Raw genomic sequence first — 19054 nt, 5'->3', positions numbered from 1 at the left:
TTCATTGGGTAGAAGAAAGCGGGAAAATTGGCACTATTTTTTTCATTAGTCCAATCAAAATAGCCTTTTTTTCAGTATAACTATATTGCACCAAGGCCAGCACTTCTTCCCGCACATGTTCATAATCATCAACAGATGGCTTTTCACGCTTTATCTTTTCACTGATTACAGAATCCAAAAGTCCATCCCCAGGCCCTCCCACAATGTACACTTCTCCCCCATCCCCCATGACTCCCACTTCCAGGGTGAGCATACAAGCTTCAGACATGGTAATCAAACAATGAGTATTCGTCGGATACACCTCACCCAAACGTACTATGAACATATCAGTTTCCCCTTTGTCGCGTTTCAACCTGCAATCAGATGACTGCACATATATTTCCGCCACACGCTTACTATATTCCATAGCATTTTCCGGATGACGTGCATTAGCAGCAGATATCATAACCATACGGGACACTCTATACTTTACCGCCAGGTCTGCAATATTCACTGTCCCCGATATATTCGTTTGAATTGCCTCCGACACAAAATCATCCATCAGTTGTACATGCTTATAAGCAGCAGAATGAAAAACAAGTTGAGGACGTGTTTCTTCAAATATAGCCTCCAAACGCGTACGGTTAGCAACATCTGCAACCAATACACGGACCTCCAGATTCTTCCAATGATCAGACAATTCCAACTGTACATCATACAATGGGGATTCTGCCTGATCTACCAGAATCAACTGATAAGGATTCAGTGTAGCCAACTGGCGGACGATTTCCCTTCCTACAGCTCCCGCCGCTCCCGTAACCATTACTCTACGCCCCTCGATATGGGCCGTAATTTTACGCACGTCAACTTGTACCGGTTCTCTACGGAGCCAATCTTCTATTTGAATGTCCTTTATCAGTCCATCGTCCATACAATCGCTTAAGGGAGGAACGGTCATTACATGAATATCATGAGAGAACAGTTTATCCAGCATTCCGGAATTTTCCAAATCCGACACCTTGCTTGGAGAGATAATGATTGTATCCACTTTCTTTTTCTTTAGACGGTCAAACAGCTGCTCATCATTGGGATATACCCTGCATCCCATCGTATGTTTACCTATCATATCAGGTTCGTCCGAAATAAAGCCACGCAGGCGATAATGATTATTACGACTAACTCTCAAGGATTTTGCAACATTGACTCCAGTCCCATGGAATCCATAAATAAAAACATTCACGCAATGACGTGCATCAAAAGCAATAGCTTCATAAAGCATCTTCACAGCAATGCGCATACAAGCCATCAGAGAGAAGGTGAACATATATGCTATAAACAGAATGCTGTTCGGCAAAGTTTCTCCAAGCCCCGAAACAGACCAACAGTAATTCCCTAAAAACAGTACAGCATAGCTTATCGTAAGACTCCAAAACACACGATAAATATCTACAAAAGAGGAAAAACGGATAACACCCACATAAGTACGGAGAATATGAAAGAAACAGATATTACACAAGACAGCCCAAATGGTCAGCCATACATATAAAGAAATTTCATAAGATACGGACGAAAGCCTATATTGCAAAAAACATGCAGAAAGCATGGAAATCACAACGATAATTACATCTACCAACAGCACCGTCCATTTGGACGCTATGCGTGAAGAAAGATATTTATAATAGATTCTTAAATTCATAATCAGTATCAGACTTATTTGCTATAGGACCTACGACAAAGATGCTTCTTTTCGTTTTATTATCCAATTTTTATGGCAATAAAGTTCAAGACATTCAAATAGAAAATTATCCCACTAAAATATTTCTAAAAAAAACAGAGATTCTTTTTGCCTTTTCAAATAAAGATGTACCTTTGCACCCCGTAAACAAAAGCTTATTGCCGCTATAGCTCAGTTGGTAGAGCAACGCATTCGTAACGCGTAGGTCGCCAGTTCAAGTCTGGCTAGCGGCTCGATATTCAAGCACTGATTATCTGGAATAATCAGTGCTTTTTCTTTTCAAGAATCGTTAGAATAAAAAAACGCTCTTCTACCAATATATTTGCATAAAACATAATGCCCTTCCAAACAGTTTAATCCATAGCCGCATAATTATCCCAAAGCAAGTAAAGCAAGTTTAAAACAGCACCATCTGATTACAATGATAACTTGAAACATATAGGCACATTATTAAAAACATAATACACCTTATATTATACATAGTAATTCCCAATATTTGCGGCAACTTTTCAATAACCCGATTTTTCAATCTTAAATAAAGGATTGAGGTGATTGAAGAACACAAGCCAAAATCAAAAGGCTACCATAGGTTTCTATAACATACTATAAACAAATGAAAAGAATCAAGTTATTTACAGCGGCTTTGCTGCTGGCAGCTATATCCGCAGGAAATGATGTGTGGGCGCTTTCCGATTCAAGAAAGAAAGACACGCGTCCGGTAGAATCACCCCAATTCTTCAGTGGAAACGCCAACCCGCTGTTGGATTTCATTTTTGTGGCCGACCCGACATCGGTGGAATACAACGGAAGGCTCTATGTGTATGGAACCAATGACACCCAGCAACTGGACAGTGTGGGAAAATACGGCAAAAACACATACCAATACATCCCATTCACTGGTCATGCTGTCCACCGATGACATGGTAAATTGGACTTATCACGGACTGATTGACGTAAAGGCCCTCTCGCCATGGGGTATAGCCTCATGGGCGCCATCCATCGTATCGCGGGTGGAATCGGACGGTAAGACGTATGCTGGTGAGCCAGTTCACCCAAGGATTAGGCCACTGCAGGGCTCCTTTCGACCCGGGTGCCGTGATAGATGACGAAGGTACAGGATGGTTGTCATTCGGTGGAGGCGGAAAGGGGGAAGTCGGCACCGACTACATGCCCGAAGATGCCCGCATTGTCCGCTTGGGCAAAGACCTGATTAGTCTGGACAGCGAGATAGTAGAGATAAAAGCTCCCTATCGTACATGACTTCGCACACGCCGCTCGACACCGACAACTGGCAGTATGTGGACAACTATTTCAAGAATCCCGGAGACTATTCATATGATAAGCACTACGCATTCGACCATCACTACAGATTCTCTCTGAAAAAAGCATGCTCCGACTATGTAGTTTCCAATAAAAAATGTATCTTGCGGAGATTTATTAAATACGATATGAACATGAAACCCTATCTAATCCCCTTCTTTGCAACTGTTGCACTGACCGCAACCGCTCAACAAAAAAACGAGATTACCAGCGTCCTCGAAATACTGGATGTAACTAACGGTAACCGGACCGTCGTAAAAGAATTTCCCTACCGGATTGAAGCTCCCAATTGGACGCCCGACGGGCAATGGCTGCTATACAACAGCGAAGGAAAGCTTTACCGCCTTTCCCCCACCTCGCCTGCCGAACCGGAACTGATAAACACCGGATTTGCCCAAAACTGCAACAACGACCACGTCCTCTCGACCGACGGACAGCAGATAGCCATCAGCCACGGGACGAAAGAAGACTATAAATCGCGCATTTATACACTTCCCATCACGGGCGGCACTCCCCGTTTAATAACACCTATGGCTCCCAGCTACCTCCACGGTTGGAGCCCCGACGGCAAAGAGCTTGCCTATTGCGCCGAACGAAACGGCAACTATGACGTCTATACCATCCCGGCGGAAGGAGGTGAAGAAACCCGCCTGACCACTGCCGAAGGTCTGGATGACGGACCGGAATATTCCCCCTGCGGACAATACATCTGGTTCAATTCCGTACGCACCGGACTCATGCAAGTCTGGCGCATGAAGGCAGACGGCTCCGAACAGACCCAGATGACCTTTGACGAAACCCGTAACTCCTGGTTCCCCCACATCTCCCCTGACGGAAAATCCGTTGTATTCATCACCTACTACAAAGGTGACCTGGAACCGGGAGAGCACCTGGCAAACAAGAACGTAGAGCTGCGCCTAATGCCCGCAAACGGTGGAGAACCCAAGACATTGTTAAAGCTTTTCGGCGGACAAGGCACCATCAATGTCAACTCATGGGCACCGGACAGCAAACGCATAGCCTTTGTCAGCTATCGAATTAACTGATATGACTTGATGGTTTTCACTCCATTTTTTACTAACTTTGCCCGACTAAAGATGCAGTAAAACAAAATGGAAAAGAAGAAAATCATTATCGGAACATTCGTCGCACTGATTCTTATTGGAGCAGCTTGTGCAGGAACAGTATACTACTATCTGTTTGCCCCGCAATTCCATCCGAAAAAGACAGTCTATATCTATATAGACCGCGACGACACCGCCGACTCCATATATAATAAGGTGGAACAACAAGGCCATCCTCGAAGCTTCACCGGCTTCCGCTGGATGGCCCAATACAAGAAATATTCCGAAAATATACACACCGGACGCTACGCCATCCGGCCGGGGGAAAACGTATATCACGTATTCAGCCGTCTGTACCGCGGATATCAAGAACCTACGAACCTCACCGTCGGCAGCGTACGCACACTGGACCGGCTGGCACGCAGCGTAGGCAAACAGCTCATGATAGACTCCACCGAAATAGCCGGATTGATGAACGACTCCGCATTCCAACAAAAACTGGGATACAACAAAGAGACCCTGCCCTGCCTCTTCATCCCCGAAACCTACCAAGTCTATTGGGACATGAGTGCAGAAGAGTTCTTCGAAAGAATGCAAAAAGAGCACCAGAAGTTCTGGAACCAGGAACGCTTAGACAAAGCCACCGCCATCGGAATGACCCTGACGGAAGTCTGCACCCTCGCCTCCATCGTTGAGGAAGAGACAAACAACAATCCCGAAAAACCAATGGTGGCAGGGCTCTACATCAACCGCCTGCACACCGGCATGCCCCTGCAAGCCGACCCTACCATCAAATTTGCCTTGCAGGACTTCGGCTTGCGGAGAATTACGAATGCCCATCTGGCAGTAAAGTCACCCTACAACACCTACATCAATGCCGGACTACCTCCCGGTCCCATACGCATCCCCTCACCCATCGGGCTGGATGCTGTGCTGAATTATACGAAACACAACTACCTCTATATGTGTGCCAAAGAGGACTTCTCGGGCACCCATAACTTTGCATCCAATTATGCCGAGCACATGAAAAATGCAAGAAAATATTGGAATGCATTAAACGAAAGAAAGATTTTTAAGTAATTTGCTGATAAAATAAAAGCAAAATCCTATATTTGCGTCAAATATTAATCCATGACTAACACTTAAATATTCAGATATGAGCAAGCAACTCTTACTTGGCGATGAAGCCATTGCACAAGCTGCATTAGATGCCGGACTTTCGGGTGTATATGCCTATCCCGGCACTCCTTCTACGGAAATCACCGAATATATTCAGATGGCACCGATTACTGCCGAAAAGAACATCCATAACCGCTGGTGCTCTAACGAGAAAACTGCGATGGAGGCTGCCCTGGGCATGTCCTTTGCAGGCAAGCGTTCACTGGTGTGCATGAAGCACGTGGGTATGAACGTAGCTGCCGACTGTTTCATCAATTCCGCCATTACCGGAGTAAAAGGCGGTCTGATAGTCATTGCTGCCGACGACCCCAGTATGCACTCTTCACAGAATGAGCAGGACAGCCGTTTCTATGGCGACTTCTCCCTCATCCCGATGTACGAACCAAGCAACCAGCAAGAAGCATACGACATGGCGTACAACGGATTCAGCTTCTCCGAACAGACCGGCGAACCCATCCTGATGCGCATGGTTACGCGCCTGGCACACTCCCGTTCCGGCGTAGAGCGCAAGGAGCAACAACCGCAGAATGAGATTTCCTTCAGCGAAGACCCGCGTCAGTTCATCCTCCTGCCGGGTAATGCACGCAAACGTTACAAAGCATTGCTGCAACGCCAGGACGAATTTATCAAAGCTTCTGAAAACTCCGCTTACAACAAATATACCGACGGCCCCAACAAAAAGCTGGGTATCGTGGCATGTGGCATCGGCTACAACTACCTGATGGAGAACTATCCCGAAGGTTGCGAATATCCGGTACTGAAAATCGGACAATACCCGTTGCCCAAGAAACAGCTGATGCAGCTGGTAGAAGCATGTGACGAGATTCTGGTACTGGAAGACGGACAACCGTTCGTAGAAAAACAGCTGAAAGGCTATCTGGGCATCGGCATCAAAGTAAAAGGCCGTTTGGACGGCACTCTTTCACGAGACGGAGAGCTGAACCCGGACAGCGTGGCACGTGCCGTAGGCAAGGAGAACAAGGCTGAATTCAGCGTTCCTTCTCTGGTAGAGATGCGCCCGCCCGCTTTGTGCGAGGGTTGCGGCCATCGCGACATGTACACGGTGCTGACCCAAGTATTGAAAGAAGAATATCCCACTTATAAGGTGTTCAGCGACATTGGTTGCTACACGCTGGGAGCCAATGCCCCATTCAACGCCATTAACTCTTGCGTGGATATGGGCGCCTCCATCACCATGGCGAAGGGTGCTTCGGATGCCGGCCTGCATCCTGCCGTAGCCGTCATCGGCGACTCCACCTTCACCCACTCGGGCATGACGGGACTGCTGGATTGCGTCAACGAAAACGCCGACGTCACCATCGTCATCTCCGACAACGAAACCACCGCCATGACCGGAGGACAAGATTCTGCCGGCACCGGACGTCTGGAAGCCATCTGCGCCGGCATCGGTGTAGCTCCCGAACACATCCGCGTCGTAGTGCCCTTGAAGAAAAACTACGAAGAGATGAAGCAAATCATCCGGGAAGAAATCGAGCACCACGGCGTATCCGTCATCATCCCCCGCAGAGAATGTATCCAAACATTAGCACGCAAAAAAAGAAACAAGTAAAGCCATGAAAAAAGACATCATACTTTCCGGCGTAGGAGGACAAGGTATCCTCTCCATCGCCACCGTAATCGGCAAAGCAGCCCTCAAGGACGGACTCTACATGAAGCAGGCAGAAGTACACGGCATGAGCCAGCGAGGCGGCGACGTGCAGTCCAACCTGCGCATCAGCGACCAACCCATCGCTTCGGACCTCATTCCCACAGGAAAATGCGACCTCATCATCTCCCTGGAACCGATGGAAGCACTGCGCTACCTCCCCTACCTCAGCCCCGAAGGTTGGCTGGTGACCAATGAAGCCCCCTTCATCAACATTCCCAACTATCCGGCAGAAGAAGACATCAAGGCCGAAATCAACAAGCTGCCGCATAAAATCATGCTGAACGTAAACGAAGTGGCAAAAGAAGTCGGCTCTCCCCGCGTAGCGAACATCGTACTGCTGGGCGCCACCATCCCCTTCCTCGGCATCGACTACGCAAAGGTGCAAGACAGCATCCGCGAAATCTTCCAACGCAAGGGCGACGCCATTGTAGAGCTGAACCTCAAAGCGTTGGCTGCCGGCAAAGAGATTGCTGAAAAACTGATGTAAACTATAATTGACTCTAAATTTCAACATACCATGAATAACAAATACTGGGAAGAAGAGATTGAAACGATGCCCCGTGAGCAGTTGCGCGAACTGCAACTGCAACGGTTAAAAAAGACTGTCAGCATTGCCGCCAACTCTCCTTATTATAAAAAGGTATTCCAAGAGCATGGCATCACTGCCGACAGCATCCGGTCTATAGAAGACATACGTAAGATACCGTTTACTACCAAGGCCGATATGCGCGCCAATTATCCTTTTGGATTAGTAGCAGGCGATATGCGTGAGGACGGAGTACGTATCCATTCTTCCAGTGGCACTACGGGCACGCCGACGGTCATCGTACACTCCCAACACGATTTGGACTCTTGGGCTAACTTAGTGGCACGCTGCCTCTATATGGTAGGTATCCGTAAGACGGATGTTTTCCAAAACAGCTCCGGTTACGGCATGTTCACCGGAGGACTGGGCTTTCAGTATGGAGCCGAACGTCTGGGTGCGCTGACTGTTCCTGCCGCTGCCGGAAACAGCAAGCGTCAGATAAAGTTCATCACCGACTTCAAGACCACTGCCCTGCATGCCATTCCCAGCTATGCCATCCGCTTGGCAGAGGTATTCCAGGAAGAAGGGATGGACCCCGCCGGCACAAGTCTGAAAACGCTTGTTATCGGTGCCGAACCCCACACAGACGAGCAACGCAGAAAGATTGAACGCATGCTTGGCGTCAAAGCCTATAACAGCTTTGGTATGACTGAAATGAACGGTCCCGGCGTAGCCTTCGAGTGCACCGAACAAGACGGCATGCACTTCTGGGAAGATTGCTACCTGGTCGAAATCATTAACCCGGAAACCGGCGAACCCGTACCGGAAGGTGAAATCGGCGAACTGGTACTGACAACGCTGGACAGAGAGATGATGCCCCTCATCCGCTACCGTACACGCGACCTTACCCGCATCCTGCCCGGCAAGTGCCCTTGCGGACGTACCCACATCCGTATAGACCGCATCAAAGGCCGTAGCGACGATATGTTCATCATCAAGGGAGTCAATATCTTCCCCATGCAGGTGGAAAAGGTGCTGGTACAATTCCCCGAATTGGGCAGCAATTACCTCATCACGCTCGAAACGGTCAATAACCAGGATGAGATGATTGTGGAAGTTGAACTTAGCGACCTCTCTACTGACAATTACATCGAGCTGCAAAAGATTAGCAAAGCCATTACCCGCCAGCTGAAAGACGAGATTCTGGTAACTCCGAAGTTACGGTTGGTAAAGAAAGGTTCCTTGCCGCAGAGCGAAGGAAAAGCCGTCAGGGTAAAAGACTTACGGGACAACAAATAAACTTAAAAAAACTCTTTTCAAAACAGACCATCTGTTCACCCGATACAGATGGTCTGTCTTGTATAAACACATCATCTATCTTCCCTTGACACATCATCTGTTTCAGCATCACGTATCATCGTTTCACAATCACCCACATCCGCATAAAACGAAAGAGGAACGGTTATCCAAACAGATTACCGTTCCTCTTTTATAGAAAGCCGCACCGATGATGTGATGAAACTCCGTATGACATGATTTGAGTGCTCCTCCTCTTTGTAATCCACCGACTCAAGAGTTACCCCGAAGGGCGTGGCCCGCCATTGAGAAGCGAAGCTTGTCTCGGTATTTCATAAAAATTGATGAGTTTCCCGATCCAATCAATGCGGCTATTTTTTCTATAACAAAGGTAATGAGTTTCTATGAAAGAAACAAGTAAAAGCAGTAAATTGTTTCAAGTCCTTTTCAAGTTTTAACCCCTCCCCGGAGTATCAGAAAACAAAAAGTGCTGACTACCAAAAGAGTAATCAGCACCTCGTAATTTATCTGCTAACTGTTTTTATGCAGCCTTTGCTTTAGCAACGATAGCCTTGAAAGCTTCCGGATGGTTCATCGCTAAATCAGCCAACACTTTGCGGTTGATTTCGATACCAGCTTTGTGCAAAGCGCCCATCAGCTTAGAGTAAGACATACCTTCCAGACGAGCGGCAGCGTTGATACGCTGAATCCACAAAGCACGGAAGTTTCTCTTCTTGTTCTTACGGTCACGGAACGCATAGGTCAAACCTTTTTCCCAAGTATTCTTGGCAACAGTCCAAACGTTCTTTCTTGCACCAAAGTAACCTCTGGTCAATTTCAAAATTTTCTTTCTTCTTGCTTTAGAAGCAACATGATTTACTGATCTTGGCATAGTTTTACTTGTTTTTGAATGTTAGCGCCGTTACTTCACGCAGCGGACTTAAAGCTAATGCATTCGGTTAATAACTTTAATACTTTTGTACGCTTTTCAATTACTTCATTGCTAAGAGCTCTTTCACCTGGCTTACATCTGTTGTACTAACAAGTGTAGAGTAGCACAAGTTTCTTTTCTGCTTCTTAGTTTTCTTAGTCAGGATGTGACTATGAAAAGCGTGCTTTCTTTTGATTTTACCTGTTCCGGTAAGAGTAAATCTCTTTTTAGAACCGGAGTTAGTCTTCATCTTTGGCATCTTTTTTAAACTTTTTAATTATTAAATTATATGGCAACGCACTATACCTATGGCGTTACTCACTTCTTTATTCTTCTTCGGTTTCAGCCGACGCAGCCTTTGGCGCATCTTCTGCAGGCTTGGGAGCCGCGCTCTTCTTAGGTGCCGCCACTTTCTTCGGAGAGAGTTGGATTGTCATTCTCTTTCCTTCCAAAACCGGCATCTGGTCTACCTTCGCATAGTCTTCCAAATCATTGGCAAAACGGAGCAGCAACACTTCACCTTGCTCTTTGAACAAGATAGAACGGCCTTTAAAGAATACGTAGGCTTTCACCTTATCGCCATCTTCCAAAAAGCCTTTGGCATGCTTCAACTTGAAATTATAATCATGGTCATCAGTCTGAGGTCCAAAACGTATTTCCTTCACGTTCACCTTCACCTGCTTTGCCTTTTGTTCTTTCTGACGCTTCTTTAACTGATAAAGAAATTTAGAATAATCAATAATACGACAAACAGGGGGTTGTGCATTTGGAGAAATCTCCACGAGATCCGCTTCATGTTCTTCAGCAAGTCTTAAAGCCTGCGCTATCGGATACACTTTTGGTTCTACTTCATCGCCCACTATGCGGACTTCTTTGGCCCGGATTTGTTCGTTAATCCGATGTTGCCCTTTTAAGCTGTCATTCTTCATTAAATAACGTTTACTTCCAGTTTGTTTCTTATTTACTATTCCCAAATTAATGTTTTTGTTAAGTAAAAGCGAACTTTAGAACATCTAATATATGCTATGCTTCTACAATTGGGCGCAAAGTTACCATTTATTTATCATATTCTGAACTTCTTCGTTCATTTTTTTGGCAAATTCTTCAAATTTCATGGTTCCTTTATCACCTTCTCCCTGCTTGCGGACAGCAACTTCCTTGTTTTCAGCCTCCTTTTCACCTACAACCAGCATGTACGGAATACGCTTCATCTCATTGTCACGAATCTTACGACCAATCTTTTCATTGCGTTCATCCACAATGGCACGGATGTCATATCGCTTCAAATATTGTTTCACTTCATGCGCATAGTCGTTGAACTTCTCGCTGATAGGCAGGATGGCAACCTGGTCAGGAGTCAGCCACAACGGGAACTTACCGGCCGTATGCTCAATAAGCACAGCCACGAAGCGTTCCATGGAGCCGAACGGAGCACGGTGAACCATTACGGGACGGTGCTTCTGATTGTCGGCACCGGTATATTCCAGCTGGAAACGTTCCGGCAGGTTGTAGTCCACCTGGATGGTACCCAGCTGCCAACGGCGACCGATGGCATCCTTCACCATGAAGTCCAGTTTAGGACCATAGAAAGCGGCTTCTCCATATTCTATTTTTGCCTTCAGCCCCTTTTCTTCACAAGCTTCGATGATGGCGCGTTCTGCTTTTTCCCAGTTCTCGTCGCTACCGATGTATTTTTCGCGGTTCACCTTGTCACGCAAGGAAATCTGTGCCTCGAAGTTCTCGAAGTCCATAGATTCGAACACGATGGAGATAATGTCCATGACACGGAGGAACTCATCCTTCACCTGGTCCGGACGGCAGAAGATATGCGCATCATCCTGCGTAAAGCTACGTACACGTGTCAGACCGTGCAACTCGCCACTCTGCTCGTAACGGCAAACCGTACCGAACTCTGCCAAACGCAAAGGCAGGTCTTTGTAAGAACGGGGTGAGTTCTTGTAAATCATACAGTGGTGAGGGCAGTTCATCGGTTTCAAGAAGTACTCTTCCCCTTCTTCCGGCGTATGTATGGGCTGGAAGGAGTCCTTACCATATTTTGCATAATGGCCGGAAGTGATGTAAAGCAATTTGTTGCCGATGGGTGGACACATTACTTCCTGATAATCGTAACGGGCCTGGATGCGGCGCAAGAAATCCTGCAAGCGGATACGCAGTGCAGTACCTTTGGGAAGCCACATCGGCAATCCCTTACCTACGGTGTCAGAGAACATGAACAAGTCCATCTCCTTACCGATTTTACGGTGATCGCGCTTCTTGGCTTCTTCCAGCAGAACAAGATACTCATCCAGCATCTTCTTCTTCGGAAAGGTGATACCATAGATACGGGTCATCATCTTACGGTCTTCTTGTCCACGCCAATAAGCACCGGCAACGGAAGTCAGCTTAATAGCCTTGATAGGAGCTGTGGTCATCAAGTGAGGGCCACGGCACAAGTCGGTAAATGCACCCTGCGTATAAGTTGTGATGTGGCCGTCTTCCAATTCGGAAATCAGCTCGCATTTATAAGTTTCTCCACGGTCACCAAACATCTTCAAAGCATCTGCCTTGGCAATGTCTTGTCTGACAACCGCTTCTTTCTTAGCCACCAGTTCAGCCATCTTTTTCTCAATGGCCGGCAGGTCAGCTTCCTTGATAGTCGTTTCACCCGGGTCCACATCATAGTAGAAACCGTTTTCGATAGCAGGACCTATACCGAACTGGATGCCCGGATAGAGTTCCTGCAAAGCTTCGGCCAGCAGGTGGGCACTGGTATGCCAAAAGGCATGCTTACCCTGCTCATCCTCCCATTTATAAAGAACCACTTCAGCGTCTTGCATGATAGGACGCCCCAAATCATAAATTTCTCCGTTCACGCCACAAGCCAGCACATCTTGTGCCAATCGAGAACTGATGCTTTCTGCAATCTGCAGTCCCGTTACTCCTTCGTTATATTCACGAACAGAGCCGTCTGGAAATGTTATCTTTATCATAGTTTATATGTATATTTCATTTTTCAGAACGCAAAAATAGCTAATTCTTTTTGATATTCTATTTTTTAACAAAAAAATGTTATTCACGTGTATCTGTAAACCTCTTTATGATATTATAGGCCGACACAATACCCAACTCTCCTGCTTTACTCAAATCGGCAATACCTTGTTTGTTATTCCCCAGGAAGATGTGCGTCAATCCACGGTTAAAGTATGCTTCAGCAAAATCGGGGCTCAGCTCAATCGCCTTGTCATAATCCGCCAAGGCGGCACGATAATCCTTCAGCAACGAAGACACATTGCCACGGTTATAATAGCCATAGACAAAATCAGGAGCCAATTGGATAACGTGGTCCAGGTCATTCTTTACAACTTCATAATCGATGGCCATCACTTCTGGCTTCTTCATTTCCGTTGTACCCGAAGTGGCGCCTTCACTCATTGTGGCTTCGGCCTTTTTATATTCCAGTTGCTTATAACGCACCAAAGCACGCATAAAGTATGCCGGAAAGAAAGTGTCGTCCAACAAGATACTCTTTGTAAAGTCATCTATGGAACTGGCAAAATCCTGAACCAGATAGAAGTCCAGACCTCTCATGAAACGTTTCTTGGCGTTCTTCTCGTCAGCCACCACATCAGACGTATGAGCGTCTATCAAAGCAAAGTGGAAGCGTACTTGTTCCTCCGTCAGCGGAGCTTCCATATTGGTGATGCGCAGTGGCTTCGGGAACAGTTTCGAATGGTTCAGTTCCTCAATATACTTATGATAATGTACGATACGCTTCACATCGCTCAGTTTCTCATAATAAGTCAAAGCATACATCGGCTCGAGCTTGATGGTCACATTCCGGTCTTGTACACGTCCGCGATAATCGCTCTTATAACGCTGGTCAACTTCCGAATCGTCCGCTATTACAATTTTCCGATAATTTTCCATATTCTTGTCGGATTTCTTACGGGTCTTCCCGCCATCTCCATTGGAGTTCCCCGAAGAATTATCCGCAACATCCTTACTGTCGCCACCTTCCTTTTTGTCACCGGAAGAAACACCGTTACGCTTGTCTATCTGCATCTTCATGATTTTGAACTCATCCTGCTCGGCTCCTTTACAGTCGCCAATCTTTTTACGGGCTTCGGCACGCTGATAATAGCCGGCCATAAAGTTAGGATATTCTGCAATCACTTTGGAATAGTCACTGATAGCTCCCCGGTAATCCCCCGTCTGCGCACGTAACAAACCACGATTGAAAATGGCCATCATATTATCCGGTTCCATCTTCAACACAAAATCAAAATCCTCTATCGCCCGGTTGTCATCGCCTACCTGGGCACGCAGCAAACCGCGGTTGTAGTGCCCGAGAAAATTATTCGGATCAATATCCAAAGCCAAATCATAGTCACTCATGGCGCCTCTCAAATTATTCTGATGGAAACGCGCCAAGGCACGGTTGATATAGTTACCGGCATTCTTTGCACTCAGATGGATAGACTGGTCCAAATCAGCTTCAGCCTCTTTATATTTCCCCTGCTGGAGGCGTACAATGGCTCTTGCCCCCCATCCATCCGGGTCATAACGGTCCATATCGATGGCTTTGTCAAAATCACGCAAAGCTTGTATCGTATCATTCTGTTTCAGGGAGACTTCCCCGCGCATCAGATAGGCACGTGTATATCTGGGGGCAATTGTCAGAAGCGTACCCAAATCTTCCTTAGCCGCCTCATAATCTTCTTTCTGAATATGGCAAAGGGAAAGATTATGCCAAAGCACCACATTCTCCGGGTCGTATTTGATGGCAGTTTTATAATCTTCAATCGCCTCGTCAAACTTGTTCTGACGGATACGTGCCAATCCTCTGATTTGGTAAGCACCTACCACAAAAGGGTTCCGCTGAATCGCAGCATCACAATCACTCTCCGCTCCCTGATAGTCATCCAAATTGATTTTTGCCAGTCCACGGAAGAAATAAGGCTCATATAAATAAGGTTTCGCGTTGATTACCTGATTAAAATATTGGATAGAAAGCACGTAATCCTCAAAATACAATGCATTCCGAGCAATGGTCATCACCCGTTCCGTATTGATTTGTGCATACAACAATGTGGGTAACAGCAAAATAGCCGTCAGTATTTTTTTTATCATCTTGTTTTATAAATGCTTGTAAACGAAACAAAAGTAACGTTTTTCGTTTACTTGTCGGGATTAGCGGAACACTTTTTATATTTTTTGAGCCTTTTATACCATATTATATGGTTAAACTTATTTCTTTACGGTTTTCACCTTATAAGTGCAGTGTGCCTTGCCTTTCAACATGGCATTCAGTTTTCCTTTAATCATCTGCTTGCGTAACGGAGACAAATGGTCGATGAACATCTTTCCTTCCAGATGGTCGAACTCGTGCTGCATCACGCGTGCCAGGTAACCTTCGATAATCTCATCGTGCGGTTCCAAGTTCTCGTCCAGGTATTGCACGCGTATTTTGTTGCCACGCTTCACTGATTCATGAATTCCTGGAAGGCTCAAGCAACCCTCGTCCATAGAAACTTCCTCACCGGACACTTCCAGAATATGGGCATTGATATACGCCTTGCGGAAATCTTTATATTCTGGCAAATCATCAGACAAGACATCCAGATTAATGGTTACTACGCGGATAGGCAAACCTATTTGCGGTGCAGCAAGTCCCACACCTTCAGCATTGTCCATCGTTTCAAACATATTCTCAATAAGTTCTTTCAAATTCGGATAGTCCGGGGCAATATCCTCTGCTACCTTTCTCAATACGGGCTGGCCGTACACATAAATGGGTAAAATCATTTCCTTTACTACAAATTACTAATTACAAATTACTTTCTATACATTATAAAAAAGAGAAACGTTTGTTCTCTAAATAAGTTTGCAGAATAATAGTTGCACTGATTTCATCCACCAGTGCTTTATTTTGGCGATCCTTCTTTTTCAATCCGGCCTCAAGCATCGTCCGATGAGCCAGAACAGAAGTAAAACGCTCGTCTACATATTCAACCGGCATGTCAGGCAGTTTCTTCTTCAGCGAACGGACAAAAGGTTCGATATTCTTCATATTTTCCGAAGCCTCATTGTTCATCTGCTTAGGAAAGCCTACCAAGATACGCTCTACCGGCTCCTTAGCCACATAATCAAGAAGAAACTGCAACAATTGGTGTGTAGGCACAGTTGTCAGTCCATTCGCAATCATCTGCAATGTATCACTCACGGCTATTCCCGTGCGTTTCCGACCGTAGTCTATGGCTATTATTCTACTCATAATGGGCTACAAAATTACGATTAAAATTTGAATTCCGCCGTTAATCTTACATATATAATACAGAAAAGGGATGTCTGATAGTATCAAACATCCCCTCCTCTGATTTTTTCACTAATTATTTCAAATGAATTTTGTATGTCAACCCTCCACTGAAATATTTCATCCTCTGCATTTCCACCTGCACATGCAGATGCTTGAACAACAGATAAGTGGCTCCCAAGGCAAAGTCCTTGGAGTCATATTCCGCTATCATCCTTAACTGCGGATGAAAGGACGGATTGTAGGTGACACCCAGTGCAAAGCCATTCAGCTTGTACTCCTTGCGGTCATTATACAGATAGGAAAGATGCACGCCAACCTCCTCTTTACCCGCAACGGGTATCTGCTTGGAAGCGGCAATATAGAAACGGCTGTAATAGCCGTTACCTTCCGTAGTGCTAACTTGACCGCCGCCAGAGGAAGTGAACGGGTCAGATGTCCCCAGCACCACGGCCGGCATGTATTTCCAGAACTGCCCCTCCTTCAACACACGCAGACGGGCGGAAAAGTAACGGTCCTGGTTCGTGAATCCGCTGTACCCGTATGGCTTCAATCCTAACGCCTCTGCCTTGAAAAGTGTACACGTGTAGGCTATCTCCAGAAAGGGAAAGATAGTTACACTCAAGAAATAGTTGTAGGTATGATAGTACCAGGTGGGTGGTGTGAGCTCCTTGTTCAGGAAATTACCGCCGACCATGAAGGTCTTGTCACGCTGCATCTCCGCAGAGGGTGCATGCAACAGCCCAGTCGTACCATACGTCAACTGGGAAAAGGCTGAAAGGGAAAGGCTGCAAAAAAGAACGATAAAGAATAGCTTAAACTTCATCATCACATATAAATTCAGTCGCTGATAAAAAATGGATTGCTTTATAACATGCATCGGACATAGTACCAAAAAAGGCGTCTGAGTCCCAGACGCCTTCATTTTTAGAGTCTATTTGTCACTTGGAGTATATTATTCCAGGATAACTACGCGGTTCAGGAAGTTCTTGCCGAACATATTGGCAGTACCACCGAATCCAACGAGTTCGAGCTGGTCTTTGTCAACACCCTGAGCAATCAAAGCATCGTAAACAACCTGAGCACGCTTTTCAGACAGCTTCTGGTTCCAAGAAGTGCTACCGGTAGCCTTGTCAGCATAACCTGCAACCTTGTACTTCTTGTCCGGATTAGCCTTCAGAATCTTAGCAGCCAATTCGATGTTAACCTTACCATAGTCGTCCAGACGGGCGCTACCAATCTTGAAGAAGATAGCACGCGGCCCGGCAACTTCAACTTCCTTAGTCACTTCCTTAACTTCAGGTTTAGCGTTGGCCAGTGCATTCTTGCAGTTAGCCAGGTCAGCCTGAGCCTGAGCCAGTTCACTTCTATATCTGTTGATTTCTGCATTGACTGCGTCTTCGTCAATCTTAGAAACCGGAATAAACTTCTTACCACCGAAGATGTAGCTAACACCTGCAGTCAAAGTTCCAGTACCTTCAGCCTTGCGATGGCTGCTGATATTGCCGAATACAGACGGAGCGATAGCACCGCGAGCTTCTACGTCAATAGCCCACTTAGTGTTGATATTGAACTTCAAGCCCAAACCAGCAGAAGCGCCTACACGTGCTCTAGCCTTTTCATCCCCATCAGGAATCATTGTTCCATCGTTTTGAATCAGCACATTAGCTGACTTTGCAACAGTTACTTGAGGACCCAAAAATCCATAAACTTCGAAGAAACGGTTAGGATTAACGCCTGCGAACAATGTAGAAAGATTGATCATTGCATCAATGTTACCACCAAAGTACGTCTTATTATGTTCCCAATACGAGTTATCCAGACACAAGTGCTGAGTAACACCATTGAACTGAGCGCGTACACCCCATGTCGGAGTAATCAACTTACCAACTGATACGCTAAAATGCGGAGCCAATTTATTGAAACCATCATTGTTGATAGCGTGGACACCACCACCTACACTCACGAAAATATTATCGCTCCATTTCGGAGTGTAGTAGTTCGTTTTTTCTTGTGCATTCAGATTTGCTGCACAAGCGCCTGCTAATAATAAGGAGGCTATTACTAATTTACTTTTCATTATTCCTTTAGTTTAAAATTAAAATAATAACTAAAACGATTTTAGTAAGCTGTACCGTCACCATTACCACCACCAGCATTGTTTCCATTGCCATGACCGTGACCATGATCATGAGTAATTGAAACAATATCTTGTGTTGCAGTTGTATTAAGTGCAACCTTAATATTTACACCAGGAATATTATATACCACACCATCTACTGTTGCTGAAACATTATTTACAGAAGTCTGATAGTTTGTAGTAGCTTTCAAAGTAACAGTTGTATAAGGTGCAATTGTTACTTTTTCTGTTCTAACTACTGCAGTAAAACCGGTATTAAGACCTTCTACAGCAGCTTTCAACACAGCTTTCAGTTCTTCATTAGACAAAGCCTTAGTAGCAGGTATATTTGCATCAATCCAAGTTTTTACCTCATCAATGTTAGTAACTGTTTGACCGACATATGCTGTATATGACAATTCTTTGTCTTGAGGATTGGGGCCATCATTGGTATAACTTCCACCATCTACAACCTGACCTATTTCAGGCTTTATAGTCTCAGGATCAGGAGTAGGATATACATCCTTAGCGGCATCTGTTATTTTCTGCAAGAAAATGTTTACTGGAACAAAAGCGAATTGTCCTTTATTCAAAGCAGGAATCACAGCTTGTCCTTCGCCTGGTAAATAATCTTTTTTTGTAGCAGTAAACTTTCTTGTTTCAGGTGCAATTTTACCATCAGCACCAGCCTTCACTTCAGTGTCACCTGTAATATTAAGGCCTTCTGTTATGATAGAACGATCCCCCAAATCATATACAGTAACAGCAATGGTAGCACTTGCAGGATCCAATTCCACAGGTGCAACATTGAATTCTTCCTTTTCGCAGCTTGTGAACATCACACTCGTCAAAGCTACTGCAGCCAATGCTAATTTAGCATTTACGCCACTTAAAAAACTTTTCTTTTTCATCTCAATTAATTA

At 45.5% G+C, this 19054-nt stretch carries 18 protein-coding genes and 1 tRNA gene; 8 read left to right on the top strand and 11 right to left on the bottom strand.

The window, feature by feature from the left end:
* Position 1: 1 nt before the first annotated feature.
* Positions 2-1675, bottom strand: coding sequence for an SDR family NAD(P)-dependent oxidoreductase (locus tag DXD78_RS02580; RefSeq protein WP_034528693.1), 1674 nt, complete (start codon positions 1673-1675; stop codon positions 2-4).
* 199 nt (positions 1676-1874) lie between these two features.
* On the opposite strand from DXD78_RS02580, the gene DXD78_RS02575 reads away from it, so the two are divergent.
* From DXD78_RS02575 to DXD78_RS02545, 8 genes are all read left to right on the top strand, one after another.
* Positions 1875-1947 (top strand) — tRNA-Thr (locus DXD78_RS02575).
* Between the two features lie 380 nt (positions 1948-2327).
* A complete protein-coding gene (locus tag DXD78_RS02570; RefSeq protein WP_009036850.1) occupies positions 2328-2633 on the top strand; it encodes a hypothetical protein in 306 nt (101 codons plus the stop codon).
* A gap of 113 nt (positions 2634-2746) precedes the next feature.
* Complete coding sequence (locus DXD78_RS21135; protein ID WP_009036849.1) at positions 2747-2974, top strand: hypothetical protein; 228 nt, start codon at positions 2747-2749, stop codon at positions 2972-2974.
* 194 nt (positions 2975-3168) lie between these two features.
* Positions 3169-4080 (top strand): TolB family protein, encoded by a 912-nt coding sequence (locus tag DXD78_RS02565; protein WP_034525590.1) that lies wholly within the window; start codon positions 3169-3171, stop codon positions 4078-4080.
* A gap of 66 nt (positions 4081-4146) precedes the next feature.
* Entirely contained in the window at positions 4147-5178 is a 1032-nt protein-coding gene (gene mltG, locus DXD78_RS02560; RefSeq protein WP_009036848.1) for an endolytic transglycosylase MltG, read from the top strand.
* A 76-nt stretch (positions 5179-5254) separates the two neighbouring features.
* Positions 5255-6847 carry a thiamine pyrophosphate-dependent enzyme gene (locus tag DXD78_RS02555; protein WP_009036847.1) on the top strand — a complete coding sequence of 531 codons (1593 nt, stop codon included), beginning with the start codon at positions 5255-5257 and terminating at the stop codon, positions 6845-6847.
* 4 nt (positions 6848-6851) lie between these two features.
* Complete coding sequence (locus tag DXD78_RS02550) at positions 6852-7433, top strand: indolepyruvate oxidoreductase subunit beta (RefSeq protein WP_009036846.1); 582 nt, start codon at positions 6852-6854, stop codon at positions 7431-7433.
* Between the two features lie 30 nt (positions 7434-7463).
* The gene (locus DXD78_RS02545) at positions 7464-8771 is read left to right on the top strand and encodes a phenylacetate--CoA ligase (protein ID WP_005827882.1); all 1308 of its coding nucleotides are present in this window, start codon (positions 7464-7466) and stop codon (positions 8769-8771) included.
* A gap of 538 nt (positions 8772-9309) precedes the next feature.
* Here DXD78_RS02545 and rplT read toward each other — a convergent pair.
* The 10 genes from rplT to DXD78_RS02495 all read right to left on the bottom strand — a co-directional run bounded on the left by rplT (position 9310) and on the right by DXD78_RS02495 (position 19042).
* Positions 9310-9660, bottom strand: a complete 351-nt coding sequence (gene rplT / locus DXD78_RS02540) for a 50S ribosomal protein L20 (RefSeq protein WP_004289896.1) — start codon at positions 9658-9660, stop codon at positions 9310-9312.
* Between the two features lie 100 nt (positions 9661-9760).
* Positions 9761-9958, bottom strand: a complete 198-nt coding sequence (gene rpmI, locus DXD78_RS02535; protein WP_005827880.1) for a 50S ribosomal protein L35 — start codon at positions 9956-9958, stop codon at positions 9761-9763.
* 67 nt (positions 9959-10025) lie between these two features.
* The gene (infC, locus tag DXD78_RS02530) at positions 10026-10628 is read right to left on the bottom strand and encodes a translation initiation factor IF-3 (protein WP_005827878.1); all 603 of its coding nucleotides are present in this window, start codon (positions 10626-10628) and stop codon (positions 10026-10028) included.
* A 120-nt stretch (positions 10629-10748) separates the two neighbouring features.
* On the bottom strand, positions 10749-12689 hold the full coding sequence (gene thrS, locus DXD78_RS02525; RefSeq protein ID WP_005836068.1) for a threonine--tRNA ligase: 1941 nt from the start codon (positions 12687-12689) through the stop codon (positions 10749-10751).
* Positions 12690-12768: 79 nt separating this feature from the next.
* Positions 12769-14829 carry a tetratricopeptide repeat protein gene (locus DXD78_RS02520; protein WP_034528688.1) on the bottom strand — a complete coding sequence of 687 codons (2061 nt, stop codon included), beginning with the start codon at positions 14827-14829 and terminating at the stop codon, positions 12769-12771.
* Between the two features lie 117 nt (positions 14830-14946).
* The gene (def, locus tag DXD78_RS02515) at positions 14947-15504 is read right to left on the bottom strand and encodes a peptide deformylase (protein ID WP_005827872.1); all 558 of its coding nucleotides are present in this window, start codon (positions 15502-15504) and stop codon (positions 14947-14949) included.
* 43 nt (positions 15505-15547) lie between these two features.
* Positions 15548-15973 (bottom strand): Holliday junction resolvase RuvX, encoded by a 426-nt coding sequence (ruvX, locus tag DXD78_RS02510; RefSeq protein WP_005836066.1) that lies wholly within the window; start codon positions 15971-15973, stop codon positions 15548-15550.
* A 115-nt stretch (positions 15974-16088) separates the two neighbouring features.
* The gene (locus DXD78_RS02505) at positions 16089-16841 is read right to left on the bottom strand and encodes a YjbH domain-containing protein (RefSeq protein ID WP_035448038.1); all 753 of its coding nucleotides are present in this window, start codon (positions 16839-16841) and stop codon (positions 16089-16091) included.
* Positions 16842-16967: 126 nt separating this feature from the next.
* Positions 16968-18092, bottom strand: a complete 1125-nt coding sequence (locus DXD78_RS02500; RefSeq protein WP_034528679.1) for an OmpA family protein — start codon at positions 18090-18092, stop codon at positions 16968-16970.
* A 41-nt stretch (positions 18093-18133) separates the two neighbouring features.
* Complete coding sequence (locus DXD78_RS02495) at positions 18134-19042, bottom strand: DUF3869 domain-containing protein (RefSeq protein WP_009036841.1); 909 nt, start codon at positions 19040-19042, stop codon at positions 18134-18136.
* Positions 19043-19054: the final 12 nt, after the last annotated feature.

Origin of the sequence: Bacteroides sp. D20, from assembly GCF_003436255.1 — a bacterium.
Lineage (GTDB): Bacteria > Bacteroidota > Bacteroidia > Bacteroidales > Bacteroidaceae > Bacteroides > Bacteroides uniformis.
This window is presented reverse-complemented; position numbering and strand designations above follow the sequence as displayed.

Excerpts from the sequence above, each read along its gene's own strand:
- DXD78_RS02580 (WP_034528693.1), bottom strand. The coding sequence starts at position 1,675 with ATGAATTTAAGAATCTATTATAAATATCTTTCTTCACGCATAGCGTCC.
- DXD78_RS02570 (WP_009036850.1), top strand. The coding sequence starts at position 2,328 with ATGAAAAGAATCAAGTTATTTACAGCGGCTTTGCTGCTGGCAGCTATA.
- DXD78_RS21135 (WP_009036849.1), top strand. The coding sequence starts at position 2,747 with ATGCTGGTGAGCCAGTTCACCCAAGGATTAGGCCACTGCAGGGCTCCT.
- DXD78_RS02565 (WP_034525590.1), top strand. The coding sequence starts at position 3,169 with ATGAAACCCTATCTAATCCCCTTCTTTGCAACTGTTGCACTGACCGCA.
- mltG (WP_009036848.1), top strand. The coding sequence starts at position 4,147 with ATGGAAAAGAAGAAAATCATTATCGGAACATTCGTCGCACTGATTCTT.
- DXD78_RS02555 (WP_009036847.1), top strand. The coding sequence starts at position 5,255 with ATGAGCAAGCAACTCTTACTTGGCGATGAAGCCATTGCACAAGCTGCA.
- DXD78_RS02550 (WP_009036846.1), top strand. The coding sequence starts at position 6,852 with ATGAAAAAAGACATCATACTTTCCGGCGTAGGAGGACAAGGTATCCTC.
- DXD78_RS02545 (WP_005827882.1), top strand. The coding sequence starts at position 7,464 with ATGAATAACAAATACTGGGAAGAAGAGATTGAAACGATGCCCCGTGAG.
- rplT (WP_004289896.1), bottom strand. The coding sequence starts at position 9,660 with ATGCCAAGATCAGTAAATCATGTTGCTTCTAAAGCAAGAAGAAAGAAA.
- rpmI (WP_005827880.1), bottom strand. The coding sequence starts at position 9,958 with ATGCCAAAGATGAAGACTAACTCCGGTTCTAAAAAGAGATTTACTCTT.
- infC (WP_005827878.1), bottom strand. The coding sequence starts at position 10,628 with ATGAAGAATGACAGCTTAAAAGGGCAACATCGGATTAACGAACAAATC.
- thrS (WP_005836068.1), bottom strand. The coding sequence starts at position 12,689 with ATGATAAAGATAACATTTCCAGACGGCTCTGTTCGTGAATATAACGAA.
- DXD78_RS02520 (WP_034528688.1), bottom strand. The coding sequence starts at position 14,829 with ATGATAAAAAAAATACTGACGGCTATTTTGCTGTTACCCACATTGTTG.
- def (WP_005827872.1), bottom strand. The coding sequence starts at position 15,504 with ATGATTTTACCCATTTATGTGTACGGCCAGCCCGTATTGAGAAAGGTA.
- ruvX (WP_005836066.1), bottom strand. The coding sequence starts at position 15,973 with ATGAGTAGAATAATAGCCATAGACTACGGTCGGAAACGCACGGGAATA.
- DXD78_RS02505 (WP_035448038.1), bottom strand. The coding sequence starts at position 16,841 with ATGATGAAGTTTAAGCTATTCTTTATCGTTCTTTTTTGCAGCCTTTCC.
- DXD78_RS02500 (WP_034528679.1), bottom strand. The coding sequence starts at position 18,092 with ATGAAAAGTAAATTAGTAATAGCCTCCTTATTATTAGCAGGCGCTTGT.
- DXD78_RS02495 (WP_009036841.1), bottom strand. The coding sequence starts at position 19,042 with ATGAAAAAGAAAAGTTTTTTAAGTGGCGTAAATGCTAAATTAGCATTG.